Source organism: Mangrovimonas sp. TPBH4, assembly GCF_001280505.1.
Lineage (GTDB): Bacteria > Bacteroidota > Bacteroidia > Flavobacteriales > Flavobacteriaceae > Mangrovimonas_A.
On sequence record NZ_LBIO01000042.1, the window covers coordinates 207,048 to 227,208 of the forward strand.

Sequence of the window (20,161 nt, forward strand, 5' to 3'; positions counted from 1 at the left end):
ATCAGCTATGAATACATATACAAACAGACTATTTAAAACGAAACTTGTAGCCGTGTTAACGGTCGTGTTAGGCTTGTCGTCCTGTACCGGAGATTTTTTGGATAGGCCACCGGAGGATTCGTATAATGTTGATGAATTTTACCAAACAACAGAGCAGGTCAATGCTGCAACCAATGCACTTTATACTAGACCTTGGTATAATTTTGTAACCAATGTATCTTGGTGTATTGGAGAGATAAGCTCAGGGAATGGGCGCACTTGGGATCCTAGAAATGGGGATTTTATGAACTTTGCCATTACTGGTGAGCATGGAACTTTAACCCAAGCCTGGGAATCTTTATATGCCGTGGTTGCGCAGAGTAATGCCGTAATTAACACCTTGCCGGAAAAAGTAGCGGCAGATGTTCCGGTAGATGTAGTTAATAATGCCTTAGGGGAAGCTCGCGTAATTAGAGCTGCTGCTTATTTTTACTTAGTAAGAATTTTTGGGTCTATTCCAATTATTGCTGATAATAACGAATATGTTTTGGAGCCTGTGGTGCCACGTAACCCAGAATCTGATGTGTATGAGTTCATCAAAAGAGATTTGGAGTTTGCCATCGACAATTGTTATGAAAAAGTGAGAGGTTCTAATTATGATGCCAATGCCAAAGTGTCTAGCGGATCAGCTAAAGCCCTATTGGCAAAGGTGTATTTATATGAACAAAATTATACCATGGCTTATCAATTAGCGAGTGAAGTAATTAATTCTGGTGAATTTAAGCTTTATGGAGGCGATGCCGAAGATGGAGACCCAACGGGAAGCTACTACGATTTGTTTTTAACGATCAATGACAATAATCCAGAATCTATCATTGCCTTACAATGGACCAACACAGGAGTGTGGGCTGAAGGAAATGGGTTGCAATCTTTGTTTGCTCCTGCGGGTGTAACAGGCTTTTCTGATGGATGGTCTGCAGTAGGGCCTTCCATAGACTTACAGCAAGCATATGAAGATACGGAGTTGGATGAGAGGTATTACGCTACCATTATGGCGCCGGGGGCTTATTATCCAGATTTAAACGATGGTTATACAGTGTCCGAAAATATCAGTCACCAAGGAACCAATACAGGGGTGAAGAAATATGTGGTGGGCAATGCTGCTACCAATGGTGGTGGTGCTGCACAAAGCTATCCTAACAATACCTATATTCTACGATATGGAGAGTTATTGTTGATCCATGCTGAAGCTGCGTTGAGTGGAGGCGGTTCTACAGCCGATGGGATTGCATCCTTCAATAAGGTGAGACGTAGAGCGGGATTGGAAGATAAACCAAATCCAACTTTGGATGATGTGTTCCATGAAAGACGCATTGAGTTGGCTTACGAGTCTGAATTTTGGTACGATGTAGTGAGGAGAGGACCCGATTTCGCTTTGAATTTCCTAAGCAATACAGAAAGAGGTACCTATAATAATGATACCGACCCGCCTTCGGTTTGGTCTGAAACCTATACGGCTACTATGGATGACTTGTTGTTCCCATATCCTAATAATGAGATAGAGAATAATCCAGCCCTATTGGAGCCACCAGTACCTTACGATTTTGAATAAAAACAAGACTATGAAAACAATGCATATAAACTTACAAAAGGCAAGATGGTTTATGGTTATGATAATTGCTGCATTGCAGTTAACATCTTGCGAGAACGATTTTAAAGATGCTCCCACGCCTGATGCCTCAAAACCGCCGGTGATTACCAGTGTAAGTGAAGTGTCTGAAGATGTTGTGGTGACCCAGGGGGTTTTAAATGGCACTTATATTATAAGGGGGGAATATCTCGGAAGTTTGCTAAAAGTGTACTTTAACGGATATCAAACTGGATTTAATCCAGCATTAGTAACTGACAATGTTGCTTTTGTGACGGTTCCTGAGCAAGCGCCTTATGTAAATCAATCTAATATTTTAAGACTGGAAACTTTGGGAGGTTCTGTTGAATACGATTTTTCGCTGTTAACTATTACCGAATTTACAGAGGAAACTGTAGACGGTGTGAAGTTAGTGCACCTAATGGGAGGTGATTTCACCGATACAGATACGGTAACTTTTGTTAGCGGTTCAGAAGAAGACGGAAACCTTGTAGAGTTGGAAGCTGAAATAGTATCCATTTCTCCAGAATTGGTTACTGTAAAAGTTCCCGATGGTGTGGAGCAGGCTTATATTTATTTGGCAACTACCAGAGGAGCGGTAGCGAGATCGGATTCTTATGGATTTTCATATTCCATTTATATAGATGATCTACATCCAGATTGGACGGTAGGAGAGTGGGGAGGAACCCATGAATTATATTCAACAGAGCATGCAATCGGGCAGTATTCCATAAAATGTATCAGGGAGGCTTGGTCTGGGTTTACTTTCTGGGTACCAAATATTCCTTTTGATGAGTTTGATGCCATTACCGTTTCGGTATATGGTACAGGAGCGCCGGGTGATACAGTGACTTTAGCAATCAATGATTTTGATGGTGCGGCAACGCATCAGCCCATAGAACTCATTCCTGGTGAATGGAACAAAGTAGTGATCCCATTAATGGATTTCTATCCAAACGGAGCACCTAGCACAATTTTTAGATTGGATTTCCAAGAATCATCCAACACTGGATTGGCTGAGTATATTTTTTATATCGATGATTTTGGATTCCTATAATTCATTCTCGGTACTATAATTAACTAAAACATATTAATCAAAAAGAATTATAATGAAAGTATCCAAAATATATACCACGTTCTTGTTTGTGGCCTTGGCATGCTTTACGGCTTGTAAGGACGACGATGACCAGTTTCCTAGTTTGGGGAATGATCCAAGGAGTATTTCTGAAGTAATTTCTGAGACCCCAGACTTGTCTTTGCTGAACGACGCTTTGGTGCAGTCGGGTTTGGATGAAACCTTAGGAACGACGTCTACCTACACTGTTTTTGCTCCAAATAATACGGCTTTTGGAAATGTCGATACGTCTGCATTGACGGAGGAAGAATTGGAAAACGCATTGTTGAACCATGTCATTAGTACGGTGACTCCAGATTTCACCTCTACCATGACAACGGGCTACAGAAGTACCATGGCGACTGGTCCAGATGGACGCAATTTGAGCTTTTTTACGAATGCCGATACCGAATTGATGTTCAATGGTGTGGCCTCTTTAGTAGATGGAGCTTACGACATTGGTACAACCAATGGCGTGTTGCATACGGTGGATGAAGTATTGTTGCCACCTACCGTTGTGGATCAAATAGCTGCTAACCCTGATTATTCTTCTTTGGCGGAAGCTGTTGAATTAGCTGGTTTAGGAGAATTGTTATCGGAGTCCGATCCTGAAAATGAAAACTATCCATTTACGGTGTTTGCTCCAAACAATGCTGCTTTTGAAAGCTTGATGGCGCAACTTAACGGTGCTTTTGGATGGACATCTTTAAGCGACGTGCCTGTGGAAGTATTACAGGAAGTAGTGATGTACCATGTGGTTGCTGGAGAAAATATTTTGGGAGAAGAAGTAAACGGAACTACCCAAACTACAATGCAGGGAGAAGCGTTTTCGATCAATGATAATTTAATTGATGATGCTTCCTATGATAATGGGGAAATTGTAATGACCGATGTGCAAGGTGTTAACGGTATGGTGCATGGAGTGAACAAGGTGTTGCTTCCAGATTCAGTGTTCCAAACCGTGTTGAGCGCTACTTTGAATATTGTAGAGCGTTGTAATGATAGAGGGTTTACCTCATTTACTTCAGCAGTTGAAATGGTAGGGTTGATCGAGACCTTAACTACAGATGAACTAACCGTTTTTGCGCCGAATAATGATGCTTTCTTGGCTTTGTTTGCTATTGCCGGTAATTTCGAAAGTCTAGAAGATTTTGATACTCCCGAGGAATTGGCGGTACTGACAGATATCGTGAACTATCATTTGCATGCAGGAACATTAATGTCCAGTGAGTTTGTGGATGGTGGAGATATTAGTACGATTTACGGAGATGTTATTTCGGTAGATTTAAGTGGTGATGATCCTAGGTTATTGCCAACTTTTGAAGCTGCAATCCCGTCTTTGGTGGTGAATGCAAACATAGGAGCCACAAACGGAATGGTGCATGAAATAAATAGAGTATTGGTGCCTGATGCCTTAACAAGTGCTCTAGGAATTGAAACGGGAGAAAGTGGCCTATGTCCTGTTGGAGATCCAGAATTGGTGTTCTTCGATTGGGATGCCAATGGTCCTTGGTGGGGTAATGTAAACGCTGAAAATGATGCTTCCTTGAGTATCGATGGATCTAGTTATGGTCGAGCCAATTTCCAAACTGGAGGGACAGGATGGCAAGATTTATTCTGGAGAAATGGTTCCACATTAAATGGTCAAAATGTTGTTGGAAGTAACGTGAATGATTACGTGTTGAAATTCGATTTGAGAACTATAGAGCCGCTTTCAGCTGGAATGTTCAGAATTCGTTTCCATGACGGAGATGGAGTTGATGCCTTTTACAACTGGCAGCCATGGGTTGATACCGGTGAGCCTTTAGAAACTGATGGATGGGAAACCATTGAAATTCCTTTGTCGGTGTTGGGTGTGCCTGATTTCAGTTTAGTGGATCAAGAATTCGGAATGGCCTTTGAAGGAGCCGATGTCTTGTTGAACTTCGCTATCGACAATGTGCGTTTTGATACGCCTGGTTGTGGTGATGTAGATCCTGTAGAGGATACCGATTTGGTGTTCTTCGATTGGGATGCGAATGGTCCTTGGTGGGGTAATGTAAATGCCGAAAACGATGCAGCCATTAGTTTGGATGGATCTAGCTACGGTAGAGCCAATTTCCAAACAGGTGGTACCGGATGGCAAGATCTTTTCTGGAGAAATGGTTCAACATTAAATGGGCAAACTGTAGTGGCCGACAATATAAACGATTATGTTTTGAAATTTGATATCATGACCATTGAACCGCTTACGGCGGGAATGTTTAGGATTCGTTTTCATGATGGTGACGGAGTGGATGCCTTCTATAATTGGCAGCCATGGGCCGATACTGGAGAAGATTTTGATACCGATGGCAGTTGGACTACGGTCACTATTCCTTGTTCCGTCCTGGGAGTGCCAGATTTTAGTTTGATTGACCAGGAATTTGGAATGGCTTTCGAAGGAGCCGATGTCTTGTTGAATTTTGCCATAGACAACGTACGTTTTGAAGCTCAATAGATTGATTAATAACAAGCATTTGAATTAGTTTTTTTATTCCCTGTAAAATACCTTTGCAGGGAATATTTTTTAAAATATTTATACCCATGAAAAAGATTTTTGCCCTTATTTTACTTTTTGTCACCGTACAGATCCAAGCCCAAAAATTCGATGGTTTGGCAGAAACACCTCCAATGGGGTGGAACAGTTGGAATACCTTTGGCACTAATATCAATGAACAATTGGTAAAGGATATTGCCGATAAATTTGTAGAGCTTGGCTTGAAGGATGCAGGCTACGAATATATTGTGCTGGATGATGGTTGGATGGCAAAAGAGCGCGATGAAAATGGTAATTTGGTGCCAGACCCTGTTAAATTTCCAAATGGGATGAAAGTAGTTGCCGATTATGTGCACTCCAAAGGCTTAAAATTTGGTTTGTATAATTGTGCGGGATCACAAACCTGTGCGGGGTATCCAGGGAGTAGAGGGTACGAATATCAAGATGCTAGAAGTTACGCCTCTTGGGATATAGACTATTTAAAATACGATTGGTGTAACACAGAAAAATTGAATGCCGAAGGAGCCTATATGACTATGCGTGACGCATTAAAGGCTGCGGGAAGACCTGTTGTGTTCAGTATTTGTGAATGGGGTGATAATGAGCCTTGGAAATGGGCTAAAGATATCGGACATTTGTGGCGCGTTACAGGAGATATTATCAACTGTTGGGATTGTGAGGTAGGACATGGATCTTGGTCTTCATGGGGGATCTGGAAAATCATTGACATGCGTAAGGATATTCGCGGTGCTGCAGGTCCCGGTCATTGGAATGATTTGGATATGATGGAGGTTGGAAACGGAATGACCGATGCAGAAGACAGAAGTCATTTTGCCATGTGGAGCATCATGACCTCTCCGTTAATTATGGGGAATGATTTGAGAAGTGCTTCCAAGGAAACCATAAAAACGCTTTCCAATAAGGACGTCGTTGCCATTAATCAGGATGCATTGGGAATCCAAGGATTCCGTTTCACCAATGAAAATGGCATTGAAATTTGGCTAAAACCTTTGGAAAATAATGCTTGGGCCATGGTTTTTGTCAATATGAAGAATGAAGAGGTAGAAATCGACTTTGATTTTTCCAAACATGACATTGGAGATGATGTTCACGGTAGAATGTTAGAGCCAAAGCACAATGTTTATAACATTAGAGATTTGTTTAATCACATGAATTTGGGGGATACTTCAAAAAATATGAAAGCTAAAATTGGGGTTCACGATGTTCTGATGATTAAACTTGAAAAAAAATAATCACGAATAAAAAGATTTAGTAAATTTAAACCATGGGTGCAAAAATAACGCTAAAGGATTTAGCGAAAATATTGAATGTTTCGGTATCAACGGTTTCAAAGGCTTTAAACGATAATCCTGAGATTAGTGTTGAGACTAGGACCAAGATCAAGGAGCTGGCGGAATCATATAGATATGTCCCGAATAACATAGCTCAAAGTTTAAAATCTAAATCGACCAAAACTATTGGAGTGGTAATTCCGGCAATATTGCTGGAATTTTTCTGTAAGGTACTTTATGGTATCGAAAAGGAAGCAACTGCACGTGGGTATAAGATTATTATCTGCCTATCTAACGAGCTTCAACAAAAGGAAAGTGAAAGTATAGATACGTTTATTAATGGAAGTGTAGATGGGATCATTCTTTCGTTGGCAGAGGAAACCCAAAAAACTAAGAATTACTCGCATTTTTACAAGAGTATGAATTATCATTTGCCAATGGTAATGTTTGATAGAGTGTCTGATGAAATTCAATGTGATAAAGTTACCGTTGATGATTTTCACGGGGCTCATAAGGCCACGAAATTTCTATATGAAACAGGATGTAGAAATATTGTTTTTGTAAATCCTATTCCAACAATTAGTGTGGGTCAAGAGCGTGAAAGTGGTTATTTGGAAGCCTTGGAAGAGCTGCAGATTTCCCCCATGATTTTGAATGTGGAAAACTACAGTACTATTGAGAGGGAGTTGTCGGAGTTTTTAAGTACAAATAAAGTGGATGCCATCCTGGCTGCCGATGAGTATTCAGCTGTATTGGCGCTGAATGTGGCTAGATTGAATGGCTATAAAATTCCAGATGAAATATCTGTGATAGGGTTTACTAACGGACTTATGGCAGAGCATTCTATTCCTTCGTTGACTGTAGTAAGCCAGCATGCCGAACAAATTGGAAGGGAATCTGTAAAAGCCTTACTTGATAGAATACAAGGTCAAACAACAGAAACCGCACACCATGTGGTGGAAACAACTATTATTCATAGAAATTCTACCAAGAAATTAGTATAATTTTTTTTAATAAATGAACTTCAGTGCTACTTGTTCAATACTTGTAGCTCTGAAGTTTCTTTTTAAAATAGGTGCCATGCCTTGAAGGCGTATATTTATCATCCGTAAACAAACGAGGCGCCCATTCTTTGTCAAATACCCAAATCATATAGGATATGCCGCGTTCATCGCAATAATTTGTGATGGCATCGCCATAGCTTTCGTCACTAATAACAGGTTGGTGGGCTCCAGGGTCTTCTGGTCCACAAAAACCAATTTCCGTGAGTATAAGGGGGTAATTGTTCTTTACAAAGCCCCAATCTGCTGTCCACTGCTTTTCCCAAGGCTTTTCTCTTTTTTGAGGATAGGGGTGACTCACATAGGCAATTCCTTCAACATCTAGTGGAGACTGTTTAACCGGAGTTAGGTCGTAGGCCCAATTGAATCCTGCAACCAAAGGAATGCCTTTCCCTCCAATGGCTCGAATGATTGTAATCATCTCTTTGTTGAATTCAGACCATTGTTCCCAGGTTATGGTTCCCAGTTCATGGTTGTAGGTTGTAGGTTCGTTAAACAATTCGTAAAAGGCTACGGTTGGATTGCTTCCGTATCTTTTGGCTATTTTTCTCCAGAAATCATAGGTTTCTTTCTGAGTGGTATCGTAAATGTCTGATTGATACATTTCTGTTCTAAGATTGCCAATGCTATGCCAGTCTATGATAACATACATACCCAATTCTTCAGCCCATTTAATTCCTTCGTCCAAAAGTTTCATGTAGTTTTCGTGTCCGCGTTCATTCCAACGGGGAGGATGCACGGGGAATCTAACCAAGTTGGCACCCCAATTTTTGATTTCCTGAAAATAACTTTTGTTCCAATAGCCGTCTTTTTTTAGTTTGTCGGGATCACTTGTGTTCAGCCCTCGAAATATGATTGTGTTGCCTGTTTCGGTTATAAAACTATTACCTTTAACTTCAATGCGAAGCATTTTGGATTGGGCATTTAGTGTAAAGGATAGGCAAAACAATGCGATAGCTGTGAAATGTTTGATAGTCATTTTTACGGTTGTATAATGTTACAATATGCTCTTAGCAAGTTAGGTGTTTTCTTCTGAAAACAGACATATTATTTTGTCGAAGAATGCTATGATTTTACCTAAAATTAACATTTAAAAATAAGATAATTCCTACTGAAATGCATTTCATCGAATATATTTAGTGTTTTGTCGTGTATATTTTAACTGTTATATCATTTGATTTTATCTTAGCTGTACTTCTTTAAGCCCCAAACACTTATCGAGGTTATTTTAATTCATTGAATCTTATTTTAAGTAACTAAATTTTATTCCCTCAGCTAGTTACGATTTGCACAGTTTTGTGTATTTGTTAATCCATTCCTCCCTCCAATGGCATTTAACGATGCGTTGTTAATAGTAATTTACTAAACCCAAATATTAACTATTGTTCAACCAAAAATTAAGAATCATGAAAGCCCTAAAAATTACATTATTATTGTTAGCCGTATTAGTATTGACTGTATCTGGACAACGTAGCGATGTTAGCAACGATAATACACCTACCTATAAAGAGTACAGCAATAAAAACTTATTAGCACACGAGAGGTCTATAGGAAAACTTAAGACCAACGGATAAATACATTTCTCCCTGTATAGTTTGTAAGAGCTCTTTGCCAATATTTGGCAAGGGGCTTTTTTTGTTGTATTATAAGTTCATGAATCTATATTCATTTCTTAATATTTATTCTAAATTTGAGAATAGATTGTAACATTAAGTATTTTGATAAGGCCCTTCTTTTTTGTTTCCTTCTTACTAATCTCCTATACATTTTTCTCTCAGGAGAATGAGAATACTTCCACTTTAGATAGCATCATTAAGTTGAGGAAAATGTCTCAAGATGAAGAATTTTCCTTGGAGGAAAGGTTGGATTATGCTTTAAAGTCTTCACTGCTGGCTAAACAAATGGGGGTAGATTCTACAATTTTGGCAAGTGACAGGAAATTATCCTTGATGTATTTCGAAACGGAACAATATGATGACTATGTCAAAATCAATCAGAGAAATGTAAAGCTGGCTGCAAAACTAAGTGATACTTCTGCTTTGGCGGTAGCTAGCTCTAATCTAGGATATTTCTATCATTATGTCAAGCAGGTTGATAGCGCCTATTATTATTTGTATAAATCTTTGGACTATGCTGTTTCTTTAAGTGATAAACATATGCAAGCAGATGTTTTAACAAATATTGCGGAAATCCAAGTTATGGAAAAAGATTATATGAGTGGGGAGGAGAATGCAATTAAGGCTATTAAGCTATTTGAAAAACAACCTAAGAGTGAATACAATTTGGGGAATCAATGGATGCTTACCAATTTGTTGGGTGTAATTTCAAATAAATTACAACACTATGATAAAGCTATTGTTCATTATGATCAAGCAATTAATATCGCTGATAGAATGAAAGATGGTTTTGTTGAAAGGTGCATTTCTATAAATAACAAAGCTTTTGTATATAGGGGAAAGGATGATTTTGAAACTGCATTAGATTTATATGAAGGTCTTTTGCCTTTTAAAAAGGAATATGAGGAGTATGATCCTTCCTTTTACGCATTAATAGTTGATAACATTGCCTATACAAAATTAGAAGCAGGCCATACGGATTATGGAGCCATGGACGAGATGTTCAAGGAAGCATACAGAATTTCTGATAGTTTGGAAGATCCGGCTACTAAACAGGCTGTATGTTTGGATATTTCTAAGTTTTATGCTAAGCTAGAGCAAAGGGATTCCGCTTTGGTTTATGCTTATGAGGCCAGAAAGCTTAGCAAGGAAACTTCCTCCAACGAAATATATTTAGATGCTTTAATGGTGCTTTCACAGTTAAAAGAGGGAGATTCTGGTAAAGCATATTTAAATGAACACATCAAACTGAGTGATAGCTTACTTAATGTAGAGCGTAATGTACGAAACAAATTTGCCAGAATAGAATTTGAGACCGATCTTATAGAACAGGAAAATCAAAGGATTTCCCGTGAGCGCTTTTGGTTGTTTGTATTGTCTTTGGTCCTATTATTTACCTTATTTCTTCTATATGTTATTGCAACCCAAAGAGCAAAGAACAAGGAATTAAGGTTTAGGCAGGATCAGCAAAAAGCCAATGAGGAAATCTATAACTTGATGTTGTCCCAACAAGATAAGGTTGAGGAAGCCCGAGCGCACGAAAAGAAACGTATTTCTGAAGAGCTTCATGACGGTATTTTAGGACGTTTGTTTGGTACTAGACTTAGTTTGGATAGCTTGAGCTTTAGCGAAGGGAAAGAGGCCGCTACAAGCAGGATAGGATACATTTCGGAATTGAAGAAAATAGAAGAGGACATCCGAAAAATTTCCCATGATTTGAATACCGATTTTGTGTCCGGTTCGGGGTTCATGGATATTGTAAGTGAACTTGTGGAAAAGCAGGCCAATGCCTATCAACTAAATTATACTTTCGATTATACAGACGACATAAATTGGGAAAATGTCCCCAATAAAACCAAGATTAATATTTACAGAATAATTCAAGAGTCGCTTCAAAACATATACAAGCATGCCGAAGCCCAGTTGGTGAAAATAGATGTGAGCTTAAAAGAGGAGATAATTGTAATGACTCTTACAGACGATGGGAAGGGGTTTGATGTGAACAAAAGCAGAAAGGGCATAGGCTTGAAAAATATTAATTCTAGGGTGGCAGAAGTTGATGGCAAGCTTAGCATTGATTCAGCTCCAAATCAAGGAACAACAATTACAATAGAAATTCCATATATAAACTAAAATTATGATGCAGCAGATAAATATCTTAATGGTAGACGATCACCCAATGATTATAGAAGGTTATCAAAATACGTTGATGGCAACTAAAAATGAGGATCAAGTACTTTTAATTGATACTGCAAATAACTGCGATACGGCCAACGAACTGCTACAACGTTCTGCAAAGGAGCGTCCTTACGACGTATGTTTTTTTGATATCAGTTTGCCTAGTTCGGCAGATGGTACTATTTCTTCGGGTGAAGACTTGGCAAAAATAGCTCGCGATGTCATGCCTCATTCCAAAATCATTATTCTTACCATGTTTAATGAGTCGTATAGAATCCATAATATCATTAAAGAAGTCGAACCTGATGGTTTTTTAATAAAAAGTGATCTAACTTCTGTGGAGTTGGCCGAAGCTTTTCAGCATATATTGGTATCGCCACCATATTACAGTAGCACGGTAAATAACTATCTAAAGAAAACGGTAACCAGTGATATTTATATTGATGATATCAACCGAAAGATATTACACTTATTATCGCAAGGAATCAAGACCAGGAGTTTAAAGGAGTATATCGACTTGTCCATGAGTGCTATTGAAAAACGCAAAAAGCAGATGAAATTGTTGTTTTCGGTGGAAGATGGTAAGGACGAAACTCTTTTGAAGGAAGCCCGGGATAAAGGATTTTTATAAAAAATGCAGTTTTTTTCGGATTTTTGATGTTTTCAAAAAAGGCGAGAAGCCTTGTGGGGTCTGTGTTTTACGGTTTTTCCACATTAAGTTTGAGGTTTTTCCGCAGTTTTAACATGAAACCCTAGCATATATTTGTATCAGTCAACAGAATTAATTAATCCCTCTAAGTAATTTGTTGAATTGATAGCAAAGAACATAAGCCTGACAACCTACGTCAGGCTTATTTGCTTTTAGGAGGTTAGGTTTCCCCAATTGTCAATAAGCATTGCTATAAAAAGCCCTAAGTAAACAAGGGAAATTACAAACTTCATAAAGGTAGATGCCAAAAAGCCCAAAAAGGACCCCCAAGCAGCTTTCATGGCGGTGTCGAAGGAACTTTTATTAAACAGCTCTCCTATTAAGGCTCCTATAAATGGCCCGACGATAATACCAAAGGGGCCTAGAAAAATTAATCCTATAATAAGTCCGATAGTGGTTCCAACAATTCCCGCTCTACTGCCTCCGTATCGTTTGGTACCCACAGCAGGAATGATATAATCCAAAATCATAATGCCAACGGCAATAATAAAAGTAATCGCCAAAAAGGTTTTGGTTACTGGGATGCTGTTTGTGATGCCAATCAGCAACAAGCCAATCCAACTTAAAAGAGGTCCTGGCAGTATGGGAAGGAAGCTTCCCAAAATTCCGAGTAGCATACAGAGAGCTGAAATAACAATCAAAAATATGTCCATGGAGTAATTTAAAATTTAGTTGTTTGACGTCTTTACGATCTTAAAGTTACAGTTGTAAAACTTTAAATCCGGTGTGTTGAAGAATAATTTGTGAATTTTGATGTTGATATTTAGAGAGTTAAGTGCTGTGTCTCATGTGTTTTTCCTTGTAGGGAATATTCCTGATTTTATTTGTATATTATTGAAGCGATTGAAGTAGTATAATTGTAATTTTAAATCCCTGTAAAAATTGTACTTTTCGTGTTCAGTAATATATAAATGAAGCACTTATTACTAGTTTTTTGTGTTGTTTTGTTAACGTCCTGTAACTATTTTGAGCAAAAAAAAATCTCTACGGAAGAGCTTTTGGAAGAGGAGTTACAAACGTTTAATTGGAAGGATGTAGACGAGTACCCTACATTTGCTTCTTGTGATTCCTCATCGGGGAAATTTTTGAAAAAGCAGTGTTTTGAACAAACGCTTCAAAACATCGTGGCCGCGCAATTGTCAAAACAACGCATTATAGTGTCCCAGGATGTCTCGGATACCATTCTCCTGAAAATTACCATAGACAATAAGGGGCAATTCACCATTGATGACATCAGTTATAAACCGTTGACTGGACAACAAATTCCAAAGTTAGATAGTTTATTGCGTCATAGTTTCGATTCTTTACCAAAAATATATCCCGCCATTAAACGAAGCCAACAGGTGGCGACGCAGTTTAGCTTGCCAATTGTGGTGAATATTCAATAAGTAGAACCTAAAGTTTAAGTTTGTATCCTAAGGTGAAATCGGTAGAAAAGTGTTTGCCGTTTTCCAGCCGTATCGCCACAAGATTGTTGTAGCCAAACATGATGTAGCTGCTGTTGGAAATACGATAATCGGCTCCAATTCCAAAAATAAAGGGTGCATCAAAAATGGTTTCTTTATAATTTTCACTTACAACAATATCATTTTCGTCGGTATAGGTGTCCACTCTACTGGAAAGATTTAAGGTTGCAAATTTTACATCGGCATAGATGTTAAGCTTATTGAGTTTTAGAGCTCTGAAACGGTACCCTAAAGAAATTTCGGTGGTGCGATATTCAAAATCCTTGTTTTCAAAAGTATGTCGAAATTGCAAAAATCCTGAATGTCTCTGCTTTTCAGCATTGGTAATTACTTCCAATTCGGCACCCAAAACCGAAGAGGTGTAATTTTCAGGGTTATAGATAAAAGGACTATTGGTTATTCCTCCAAACAAACCAAGACGTAATTCAGGTTGAGGTTTGGTATTCTGTGTTTGGTAAGATGTATCAGACGAGCTATTATAACTGTCTACAAATTTTTTCAGGCTAGGTAGGGTGAGGTTCACATTTTTTGTGGACATGCCAGAGCCTTTCGTAACTTCCTGTAAAGTGGTCTTGTATTCGTTTTGATATTTTCGGGTATCTGTATTTTTGGTGTTTGTCAGTTCAACAATATTGTTGTCCGTGGTTCTTATAAAATAACGGTAAGTGCCATTATCTATGGTCCAAAGCAAATCAAGAGTGCCTTCAATTTCTGTTTTTAGTTCCAAAGTTTCTCCATTAACGGTGTGCGAATTTTGAGAATAAATGAGGCTGCTAACCAACAGACATATGATAAGAAGTGCTTGTTTCATTGGGTTGATACTTAATATTGGAGTAAATCTAGTAAAAATAAACTACAGTCGCCTTATTTTTTGTAGGAGCGGCCTTTCCATTTGTAGCCTTTAAAAATGGAGATGACAGCCACATAGACACTGAAAAACGGATATAAAAAACTGGAAGGGACATAGGTGCCTAAATATTGTTCTTGTTCAAAGAAACGAGAGACCTTAAAAATGAGTAGGAAATCAATACAGAATTTTAAGGTGAACAGATAAACCAAGGTTCTTAAGGGGCTAAGATCCATAACCCAAAACAGTAATAGACAAACCAAAATGGCATTCATGGCAAAAACCGACAATGCTGTAATTTTTGAAAAGTAACCTGAATATTTAGATGTTTTAGCGGCCCATCGAATGCGTTGTGCCAATAAGAGTTTAAAACTTTTCTCGGCTGTGGTGGTTACGATGGCATTCGTACTTTTTAGATAATGCACATGGTTTAAACCTGTTTTGCTAGCTTTCTCTAACATAAAAATATCATCGCCACTGGCAATAACGTTGTTGCCTTCAAAGCCATTCAGAGTATTGAAGAGATCTTTTTTGTAAGTCAAATTGGCGCCGTTACAAAGAAAGGGTTTGCCAATGCCAAAACCACCAATGGTAGCCCCTTGAAGGCTCAAAATGTCCAAAAGTTGAAATTTGTGCAAAAAGGAGGTTACATTATGATAAGTAACAGGTCCGACAATAAAATTTGTATTGTTGGTTTGGATAAAACTGTCAAAACAATCCAACCAATATTTAGGTACTATACAATCGGCATCGGTGGTAACAATCCATTCGTTTTTTGCTAAGCCAATGGCTGTGGAAATAGCATCTTTTTTAGGTGAATTTGAGCTGCGATGGTTCGGAATTACTTTGTAATTAATCTGTTTTCCTATAAAATAATTTCCAATAATGCTTACGGAATCATCTGTAGATTCATCGTTTACAAAGATGATTTCAAAAAGAGATATAGGATAGTTTAGATTGCCTAGTGATTTTAAAAGTTTGGGTAAGTTCTCGGCTTCATTTCTAAATGGAATGACAATTGAAAATTGTGTTTTAGGAGTATTCTCCTGAAGTTGAAAATCGGGAACTTTGTCAAAACCTACAACAAGTTTTGCGATGATGATCAAATATACTACGCCAATAAAGAGAGCTACAAAGGTCATAGGGAATATTCGGTTTTGGGTTGTTTGAAAATTAGCACAAAATAACTGCCAATAATAGCCGGGATAGCTAGGTTAAGAATCCACATTAAGGTCGTGATGATGAGGATAGGTAGTTCGGGTACTCCCAATAATCCAAATAGATATACCGCAACACCACCTTTGATTACCACATCAAAAATGGCAAAACTTGGAATGATGGAGGCTAGCAGATACATGCTCGATACTATTATCATGGCATCTTCAAATGACAAGGAAATTCCAAAAAGAGAAAGTAATACATACCATTGAAGGGAGAAGCTAGCATATCTTAGAAATGAAAGTACTAAGGTTTTTAATAATAACATTTTTGGAAGCTCTCTTAAAAACTGTAGTGTTTTGCTTTGTTTGGTTGTTGTCAATTTTTTTAAACCGAATAATAACCCTAAAACGCAGCCAAAAAGTATTGCGAGAAGTTGCGGCCAATTTAGGTTTTTTGTAACTAAAGGTAAATCGTATAAAATAACAAAGAAGGACAATCCAATCACACCAAAAATAGTTGTAATACACATTTGACTCAAGTTTCCTATAAGATTTAAGGCCATTATGCGTTTACGTAATGAAGGATTGAAATAAAAGGCTTTTGCTCCGTATTCACCAATTCGGTTTGGAGTAAGCAATGAGGTCGCCAGAGAACCCAAGGTTTGTTCTGCTGAAGCTTTGGCAGAAATAGGTTGAATGGTGCTGGCCAAACCTTGCCATTTGTAGATTTCAAACGACCAATTAAAGCTACTTAGAACAACCAAAAATAGCAGGTTGTTGAACGAAAAAAAGCTTTTTTGGGATAAAAAGAGGATAAATTCAGTAAATTCAATTGAATTGTTGTTTGCCAGTTTCTGGTAGATAAAATAAAAAACGCCAAGAACCACGCCCAATTTCAGAAGCGCAATGAAGAATTGCTTAGTTTTGTAGGGAAAAGCTATGGTTGACATAGTACAAATAAAACCAAATATTATCAGATGGCTTCAAATTTTAAACACAAAAAATTCCTGTTTATGTTAATGTGTATGGTGTTTGTATCTTCCTTTATGGATGCCCAAAATGCCACCAGTAAATGGAAATTGCAATTTGCCGTGGGTTTTAATAACCCCATAGATAATGAGGAAGATCCTATTTTTTATACGGAGTATGTCAATCTTCCAACAGTAAACATTGGGTTACAACATATGTTCACGGAATCTTGGGGAGCTAAGTTGGATGGAGGATTTAACAGGGCCTCCAATGCTGAAAGTTCCGCAGAGTTTAAATTGAATTACACAAGGATAAACCTTCAGGCAGTCTATGATTTTAATAAGTTGATTTGGTTTTGGCCAGAGCCCATTGCCATTGTAGCCCATGCAGGGCCTGGCGTAAGCTTTACCAAGCCATTGGGAAACTATGCTGATAACTCGTATACTTTCCTTAATGCTTTGGCAGGTTTGGAGGTTCATTATGGACTGTCAAGGACCTTGTCTGTTTATGGAGATGTCTCCTATGTCTTTTCGTTTTCGGGCGAGGATAAGTACGATCCACATATAGAGGGGTATTCGTTTAATGGAGATATGATCTATTTTACCATTGGAATTTCTATTTCCTTGAGCGGTTGCGCCTATTGTTAACGAATTTATGAAGCAGGAAAAAATTATTTTGGGAATCGATCCCGGAACTACAATTATGGGGTTTGGCCTCATTAAAGTAGTAGGAAATAAGATGTCTTTTTTACAGCTCAATGAGCTTGATTTAAAGAAATATGAGGATCACTACCTAAAACTCAAACTCATCTTTGAACGTACCATCGAGTTGATCGAAACCCATCACCCCGATGAAATAGCAATTGAAGCACCCTTTTTTGGGAAGAACGTTCAGAGTATGCTTAAGTTGGGGCGCGCCCAAGGGGTGGCTATGGCGGCAGGTTTGAGCAGGGAGGTGCCCATTACTGAATATTCGCCAAAAAAAATAAAAATGGCCATTACCGGAAACGGGAATGCCAGCAAGGAGCAGGTAGCTAAAATGTTGCAGAGTTTGTTGGGCCTAAAAACATTGCCCAAAAATTTGGATGCCACCGATGGGTTGGCAGCAGCTGTGTGCCATTTTTACAACGAAGGACGTGTGGAGGTTGGTAAAAGCTATTCTGGTTGGGCTAGTTTTGTAAAGCAAAACCAAGATAAAATTAGGTAATTTTTGGGTAACTCCAATTTGTTGAGTTGTGGCAGGTATTTATTTCCATATTCCTTTTTGTAAACAGGCATGTTATTATTGCGATTTTCATTTTTCAACTTCTTTGAAAAAGAAGGATGAATTATTGCAGTGCTTGGTCAAAGAGTTGAAAATGCGAAAAGGAGAATTCCAAAATAAAACGGTGGAAACCATTTATTTTGGAGGGGGGACTCCTTCCTTGTTGACTGTGGAAGAACTTCAGTTGTTATTGGATGCCGTTTATGAAAATTTCAGGGTGGTTGACTCTCCAGAAATTACCTTGGAAGCCAATCCTGATGATTTAACTTCTGAAAAAATGGAAGCTTTATCAGCTTCCCCTGTCAATCGATTGAGTATTGGAATTCAATCTTTTTTTGATGAAGATCTAAAAGGGATGAACCGGGCCCACAATGCCTTGGAGGCTAAGCAGGCTTTGGAAATGGCAACTCAATTATTTGACAATATTACCATCGATTTAATTTATGGGATTCCTAATATGGATCTTCAAAGATGGGATCAAAACTTGCAGATGGCTTTTGATTTTGGAGTTCAGCACATTTCCAGTTATGCATTGACTGTGGAACCTAAAACCGCTTTGGATTCCTTTGTGAAAAAAGGAACTTACCCGCCTGTAGATGAAGCTTTGGCTCTTGAGCATTTCAACCATTTAATGGAGCGAACAAGAGCAGAAGGCTTTGTGCATTATGAAATTTCCAATTTTGGAAAACCTGGATTTTATTCCAAGCACAATACCAGCTATTGGCAGGGGAAACCGTATTTGGGGATTGGTCCTTCGGCTCATTCATTTAACGGCCCAACGCGAAGTTGGAATGTGTCGAATAACGCAACCTACATCAAATTCATTGAAAAAAATGAGCTGCCATCTACCATTGAGAAACTGAGTGTAGAGGACCAATACAATGAATATGTCATGACTGGTTTAAGGACTATTTGGGGCGTTTCATTGGAAAAAATTGAGAGAGATTTTGGTCCGCAATTCAAAGCGTATATTCTTCAGGCGGCAGAACCTCATTTGGAGCAAGGCGTGTTGGCCTTTTCTTCGGAAGGTGAAAATAACTTGCATACCACTTCGAACGGGAAATTTTTAGCAGACGGGATTGCTTCTGATCTGTTCTGCGTTTCTTAAACAATTCTGCATCCAAACTATAGAGGATTAAAAACAATCCTCAACTAAAAGGCTTATATTTGAAACAAAAGCAAAAAACTATTTAAAATACCTAGAAAAATTCATAATTAATGATTGCAACAATACATTATAATTCCAAAAAATATAAAATAGATTTAACCCAGCCCATAGATATTTCAATTCCAATGATTTCATCTGCAAGCAATGTAAATGCATGGTATTTGGGCCCACCAAAAATTGAACCTGTAGTGGAGGATGATTGGGTGGCAAGTGTAGAGGAAGGCGCTGTGATTAATTTCAACAACATTTCGTTCAATCCACATTCCCACGGAACCCATACGGAGTGTGTAGGCCACATTACCAAAAAGGTACATTCCATAAATGAAAACCTTAAACAGTTCTTCTTTATGGCTGAGGTAATCACTGTTGCCCCTGAAAAAATGGGGGACGATTTTGTGATTTCCAAAAAGCAAGTGCAAACGGCCTTGGGAAATAAAAAACGGGATGCTGTTGTGCTGCGAACCATTCCTAATACAAAGGAGAAATTTTCTAAGCAATATTCACATACCAATCCTACCTATTTGTTGGAGGAAGTGGCCATTTACCTAAAAAAGAAAGGTGTTAAACATTTATTGGTAGATTTGCCAAGTGTAGATAAGGAGAAAGACGATGGAGAGCTTTTGTCTCATAATGCGTTTTGGAATACCAATGGGAAATTACGCATGGATGCTACGATAACAGAGTTCATTTTTGTACCGAACCATGTAGAGGATGGTTCCTATTTTTTAAATCTTCAAATAGCCCCTTTTGAAAATGATGCCTCCCCAAGTAAACCTATTTTGTATAAGATAGAATAGAATGAAACGGTCACTGAAAATCGAAGAATTGCTAATGTTTCTTTTGGGTGTATATGCGTTTTACACTTTAAGTTACAGTTGGTGGTGGTTTTTGGTGTTGTTTCTGCTACCAGATCTTGGTATGCTGGGGTACTTATTAAATTCGAAAATTGGAGCCATAACATATAATCTATGCCACCACAAGGCTATTGCGGTGGCATTGTTTTTATTGGGTGTTCATCTAAACCTTGAAGTGCTAAAGTTGATTGGGGTCATTATGTTTTCGCATGCCTCCTTTGACAGGGTTTTTGGATATGGCCTAAAATACTTTGATGCTTTTAAGCATACGCACTTGGGAAAATTGGAGTAGGTAAATTATAAAAGTACAACTGTCAAT

At 38.3% G+C, this 20,161-nt stretch carries 19 protein-coding genes; 14 read left to right on the forward strand and 5 right to left on the reverse strand.

The genetic code is table 11. The features are described from left to right. Nucleotides 1-7: 7 nt before the first annotated feature. From ZA05_RS06620 to ZA05_RS06640, 5 genes are all read left to right on the forward strand, one after another. Complete coding sequence (locus ZA05_RS06620) at nucleotides 8-1,591, forward strand: RagB/SusD family nutrient uptake outer membrane protein (protein ID WP_053990890.1); 1,584 nt, start codon at nucleotides 8-10, stop codon at nucleotides 1,589-1,591. 10 nt (nucleotides 1,592-1,601) lie between these two features. Continuing rightward, nucleotides 1,602-2,684, forward strand: coding sequence for a hypothetical protein (locus tag ZA05_RS06625; RefSeq protein ID WP_053990891.1), 1,083 nt, complete (start codon nucleotides 1,602-1,604; stop codon nucleotides 2,682-2,684). A 52-nt stretch (nucleotides 2,685-2,736) separates the two neighbouring features. After that, entirely contained in the window at nucleotides 2,737-5,220 is a 2,484-nt protein-coding gene (locus tag ZA05_RS06630) for a glycan-binding surface protein (RefSeq protein ID WP_053990892.1), read from the forward strand. A gap of 86 nt (nucleotides 5,221-5,306) precedes the next feature. Next, on the forward strand, nucleotides 5,307-6,512 hold the full coding sequence (locus ZA05_RS06635) for a glycoside hydrolase family 27 protein (RefSeq protein ID WP_053990893.1): 1,206 nt from the start codon (nucleotides 5,307-5,309) through the stop codon (nucleotides 6,510-6,512). Between the two features lie 32 nt (nucleotides 6,513-6,544). Further along, nucleotides 6,545-7,555 carry a LacI family DNA-binding transcriptional regulator gene (locus ZA05_RS06640; RefSeq protein WP_053990894.1) on the forward strand — a complete coding sequence of 337 codons (1,011 nt, stop codon included), beginning with the start codon at nucleotides 6,545-6,547 and terminating at the stop codon, nucleotides 7,553-7,555. A gap of 34 nt (nucleotides 7,556-7,589) precedes the next feature. Here ZA05_RS06640 and ZA05_RS06645 read toward each other — a convergent pair whose 3' ends face one another. Continuing rightward, nucleotides 7,590-8,591, reverse strand: a complete 1,002-nt coding sequence (locus tag ZA05_RS06645) for a glycoside hydrolase family 5 protein (RefSeq protein ID WP_053990895.1) — start codon at nucleotides 8,589-8,591, stop codon at nucleotides 7,590-7,592. Between the two features lie 427 nt (nucleotides 8,592-9,018). Between ZA05_RS06645 and ZA05_RS18195 the strand changes: the two genes are divergently transcribed. The 3 genes from ZA05_RS18195 to ZA05_RS06655 all read left to right on the forward strand — a co-directional run bounded on the left by ZA05_RS18195 (nucleotide 9,019) and on the right by ZA05_RS06655 (nucleotide 12,037). Continuing rightward, a complete protein-coding gene (locus ZA05_RS18195; RefSeq protein ID WP_157514572.1) occupies nucleotides 9,019-9,186 on the forward strand; it encodes a hypothetical protein in 168 nt (55 codons plus the stop codon). Nucleotides 9,187-9,438: 252 nt separating this feature from the next. Next, nucleotides 9,439-11,361 carry a sensor histidine kinase gene (locus ZA05_RS06650; protein WP_053990896.1) on the forward strand — a complete coding sequence of 641 codons (1,923 nt, stop codon included), beginning with the start codon at nucleotides 9,439-9,441 and terminating at the stop codon, nucleotides 11,359-11,361. 4 nt (nucleotides 11,362-11,365) lie between these two features. Then, nucleotides 11,366-12,037, forward strand: a complete 672-nt coding sequence (locus ZA05_RS06655; protein ID WP_053990897.1) for a response regulator — start codon at nucleotides 11,366-11,368, stop codon at nucleotides 12,035-12,037. A gap of 230 nt (nucleotides 12,038-12,267) precedes the next feature. On the opposite strand, the gene ZA05_RS06660 is transcribed toward ZA05_RS06655, so the two are convergent. Next, the gene (locus tag ZA05_RS06660; RefSeq protein ID WP_053990898.1) at nucleotides 12,268-12,768 is read right to left on the reverse strand and encodes a DUF456 domain-containing protein; all 501 of its coding nucleotides are present in this window, start codon (nucleotides 12,766-12,768) and stop codon (nucleotides 12,268-12,270) included. Nucleotides 12,769-13,026: 258 nt separating this feature from the next. Here ZA05_RS06660 and ZA05_RS06665 point away from each other — a divergent pair, with 258 nt between their 5' ends. Beyond that, nucleotides 13,027-13,503, forward strand: coding sequence for a hypothetical protein (locus ZA05_RS06665; RefSeq protein ID WP_053990899.1), 477 nt, complete (start codon nucleotides 13,027-13,029; stop codon nucleotides 13,501-13,503). Between the two features lie 7 nt (nucleotides 13,504-13,510). On the opposite strand, the gene ZA05_RS06670 is transcribed toward ZA05_RS06665, so the two are convergent. The 3 genes from ZA05_RS06670 to ZA05_RS06680 are packed head-to-tail and all read right to left on the reverse strand — an operon-like array spanning nucleotide 13,511 to nucleotide 16,352. Further along, a complete protein-coding gene (locus ZA05_RS06670; RefSeq protein ID WP_053990900.1) occupies nucleotides 13,511-14,392 on the reverse strand; it encodes a hypothetical protein in 882 nt (293 codons plus the stop codon). A gap of 53 nt (nucleotides 14,393-14,445) precedes the next feature. Next, the gene (locus ZA05_RS06675) at nucleotides 14,446-15,570 is read right to left on the reverse strand and encodes a glycosyltransferase (RefSeq protein WP_053990901.1); all 1,125 of its coding nucleotides are present in this window, start codon (nucleotides 15,568-15,570) and stop codon (nucleotides 14,446-14,448) included. After that, nucleotides 15,567-16,352 carry a hypothetical protein gene (locus ZA05_RS06680; protein WP_231632461.1) on the reverse strand — a complete coding sequence of 262 codons (786 nt, stop codon included), beginning with the start codon at nucleotides 16,350-16,352 and terminating at the stop codon, nucleotides 15,567-15,569. Before ZA05_RS06680 ends, ZA05_RS06675 begins: the two co-directional genes overlap by 4 nt. A 213-nt stretch (nucleotides 16,353-16,565) precedes the next feature. Between ZA05_RS06680 and ZA05_RS06685 the strand changes: the two genes are divergently transcribed. The 5 genes from ZA05_RS06685 (at nucleotide 16,566) to ZA05_RS06705 (ending at nucleotide 20,134) form a co-directional block, all read left to right on the forward strand. Next, nucleotides 16,566-17,204 carry an outer membrane beta-barrel protein gene (locus ZA05_RS06685; RefSeq protein ID WP_157514574.1) on the forward strand — a complete coding sequence of 213 codons (639 nt, stop codon included), beginning with the start codon at nucleotides 16,566-16,568 and terminating at the stop codon, nucleotides 17,202-17,204. A gap of 7 nt (nucleotides 17,205-17,211) precedes the next feature. Beyond that, complete coding sequence (ruvC, locus tag ZA05_RS06690; RefSeq protein ID WP_053990904.1) at nucleotides 17,212-17,763, forward strand: crossover junction endodeoxyribonuclease RuvC; 552 nt, start codon at nucleotides 17,212-17,214, stop codon at nucleotides 17,761-17,763. Nucleotides 17,764-17,791: 28 nt separating this feature from the next. Beyond that, nucleotides 17,792-18,928, forward strand: a complete 1,137-nt coding sequence (gene hemW, locus ZA05_RS06695) for a radical SAM family heme chaperone HemW (protein WP_053990905.1) — start codon at nucleotides 17,792-17,794, stop codon at nucleotides 18,926-18,928. Nucleotides 18,929-19,038: 110 nt separating this feature from the next. Continuing rightward, complete coding sequence (locus tag ZA05_RS06700) at nucleotides 19,039-19,785, forward strand: cyclase family protein (protein ID WP_053990906.1); 747 nt, start codon at nucleotides 19,039-19,041, stop codon at nucleotides 19,783-19,785. Nucleotide 19,786: 1 nt separating this feature from the next. Then, on the forward strand, nucleotides 19,787-20,134 hold the full coding sequence (locus tag ZA05_RS06705) for a DUF4260 domain-containing protein (protein ID WP_053990907.1): 348 nt from the start codon (nucleotides 19,787-19,789) through the stop codon (nucleotides 20,132-20,134). The last annotated feature ends 27 nt before the right edge of the window (nucleotides 20,135-20,161 follow it).

Bases quoted from the DNA above. Each gene is read 5' to 3' on its own strand.
- ZA05_RS06620 (WP_053990890.1), top strand. From the start codon at position 8: ATGAATACATATACAAACAGACTATTTAAAACGAAACTTGTAGCCGTG.
- ZA05_RS06625 (WP_053990891.1), top strand. From the start codon at position 1,602: ATGAAAACAATGCATATAAACTTACAAAAGGCAAGATGGTTTATGGTT.
- ZA05_RS06630 (WP_053990892.1), top strand. From the start codon at position 2,737: ATGAAAGTATCCAAAATATATACCACGTTCTTGTTTGTGGCCTTGGCA.
- ZA05_RS06635 (WP_053990893.1), top strand. From the start codon at position 5,307: ATGAAAAAGATTTTTGCCCTTATTTTACTTTTTGTCACCGTACAGATC.
- ZA05_RS06640 (WP_053990894.1), top strand. From the start codon at position 6,545: ATGGGTGCAAAAATAACGCTAAAGGATTTAGCGAAAATATTGAATGTT.
- ZA05_RS06645 (WP_053990895.1), bottom strand. From the start codon at position 8,591: ATGACTATCAAACATTTCACAGCTATCGCATTGTTTTGCCTATCCTTT.
- ZA05_RS18195 (WP_157514572.1), top strand. From the start codon at position 9,019: ATGAAAGCCCTAAAAATTACATTATTATTGTTAGCCGTATTAGTATTG.
- ZA05_RS06650 (WP_053990896.1), top strand. From the start codon at position 9,439: ATGTCTCAAGATGAAGAATTTTCCTTGGAGGAAAGGTTGGATTATGCT.
- ZA05_RS06655 (WP_053990897.1), top strand. From the start codon at position 11,366: ATGATGCAGCAGATAAATATCTTAATGGTAGACGATCACCCAATGATT.
- ZA05_RS06660 (WP_053990898.1), bottom strand. From the start codon at position 12,768: ATGGACATATTTTTGATTGTTATTTCAGCTCTCTGTATGCTACTCGGA.
- ZA05_RS06665 (WP_053990899.1), top strand. From the start codon at position 13,027: ATGAAGCACTTATTACTAGTTTTTTGTGTTGTTTTGTTAACGTCCTGT.
- ZA05_RS06670 (WP_053990900.1), bottom strand. From the start codon at position 14,392: ATGAAACAAGCACTTCTTATCATATGTCTGTTGGTTAGCAGCCTCATT.
- ZA05_RS06675 (WP_053990901.1), bottom strand. From the start codon at position 15,570: ATGACCTTTGTAGCTCTCTTTATTGGCGTAGTATATTTGATCATCATC.
- ZA05_RS06685 (WP_157514574.1), top strand. From the start codon at position 16,566: ATGGCTTCAAATTTTAAACACAAAAAATTCCTGTTTATGTTAATGTGT.
- ruvC (WP_053990904.1), top strand. From the start codon at position 17,212: ATGAAGCAGGAAAAAATTATTTTGGGAATCGATCCCGGAACTACAATT.
- ZA05_RS06700 (WP_053990906.1), top strand. From the start codon at position 19,039: ATGATTGCAACAATACATTATAATTCCAAAAAATATAAAATAGATTTA.
- ZA05_RS06705 (WP_053990907.1), top strand. From the start codon at position 19,787: ATGAAACGGTCACTGAAAATCGAAGAATTGCTAATGTTTCTTTTGGGT.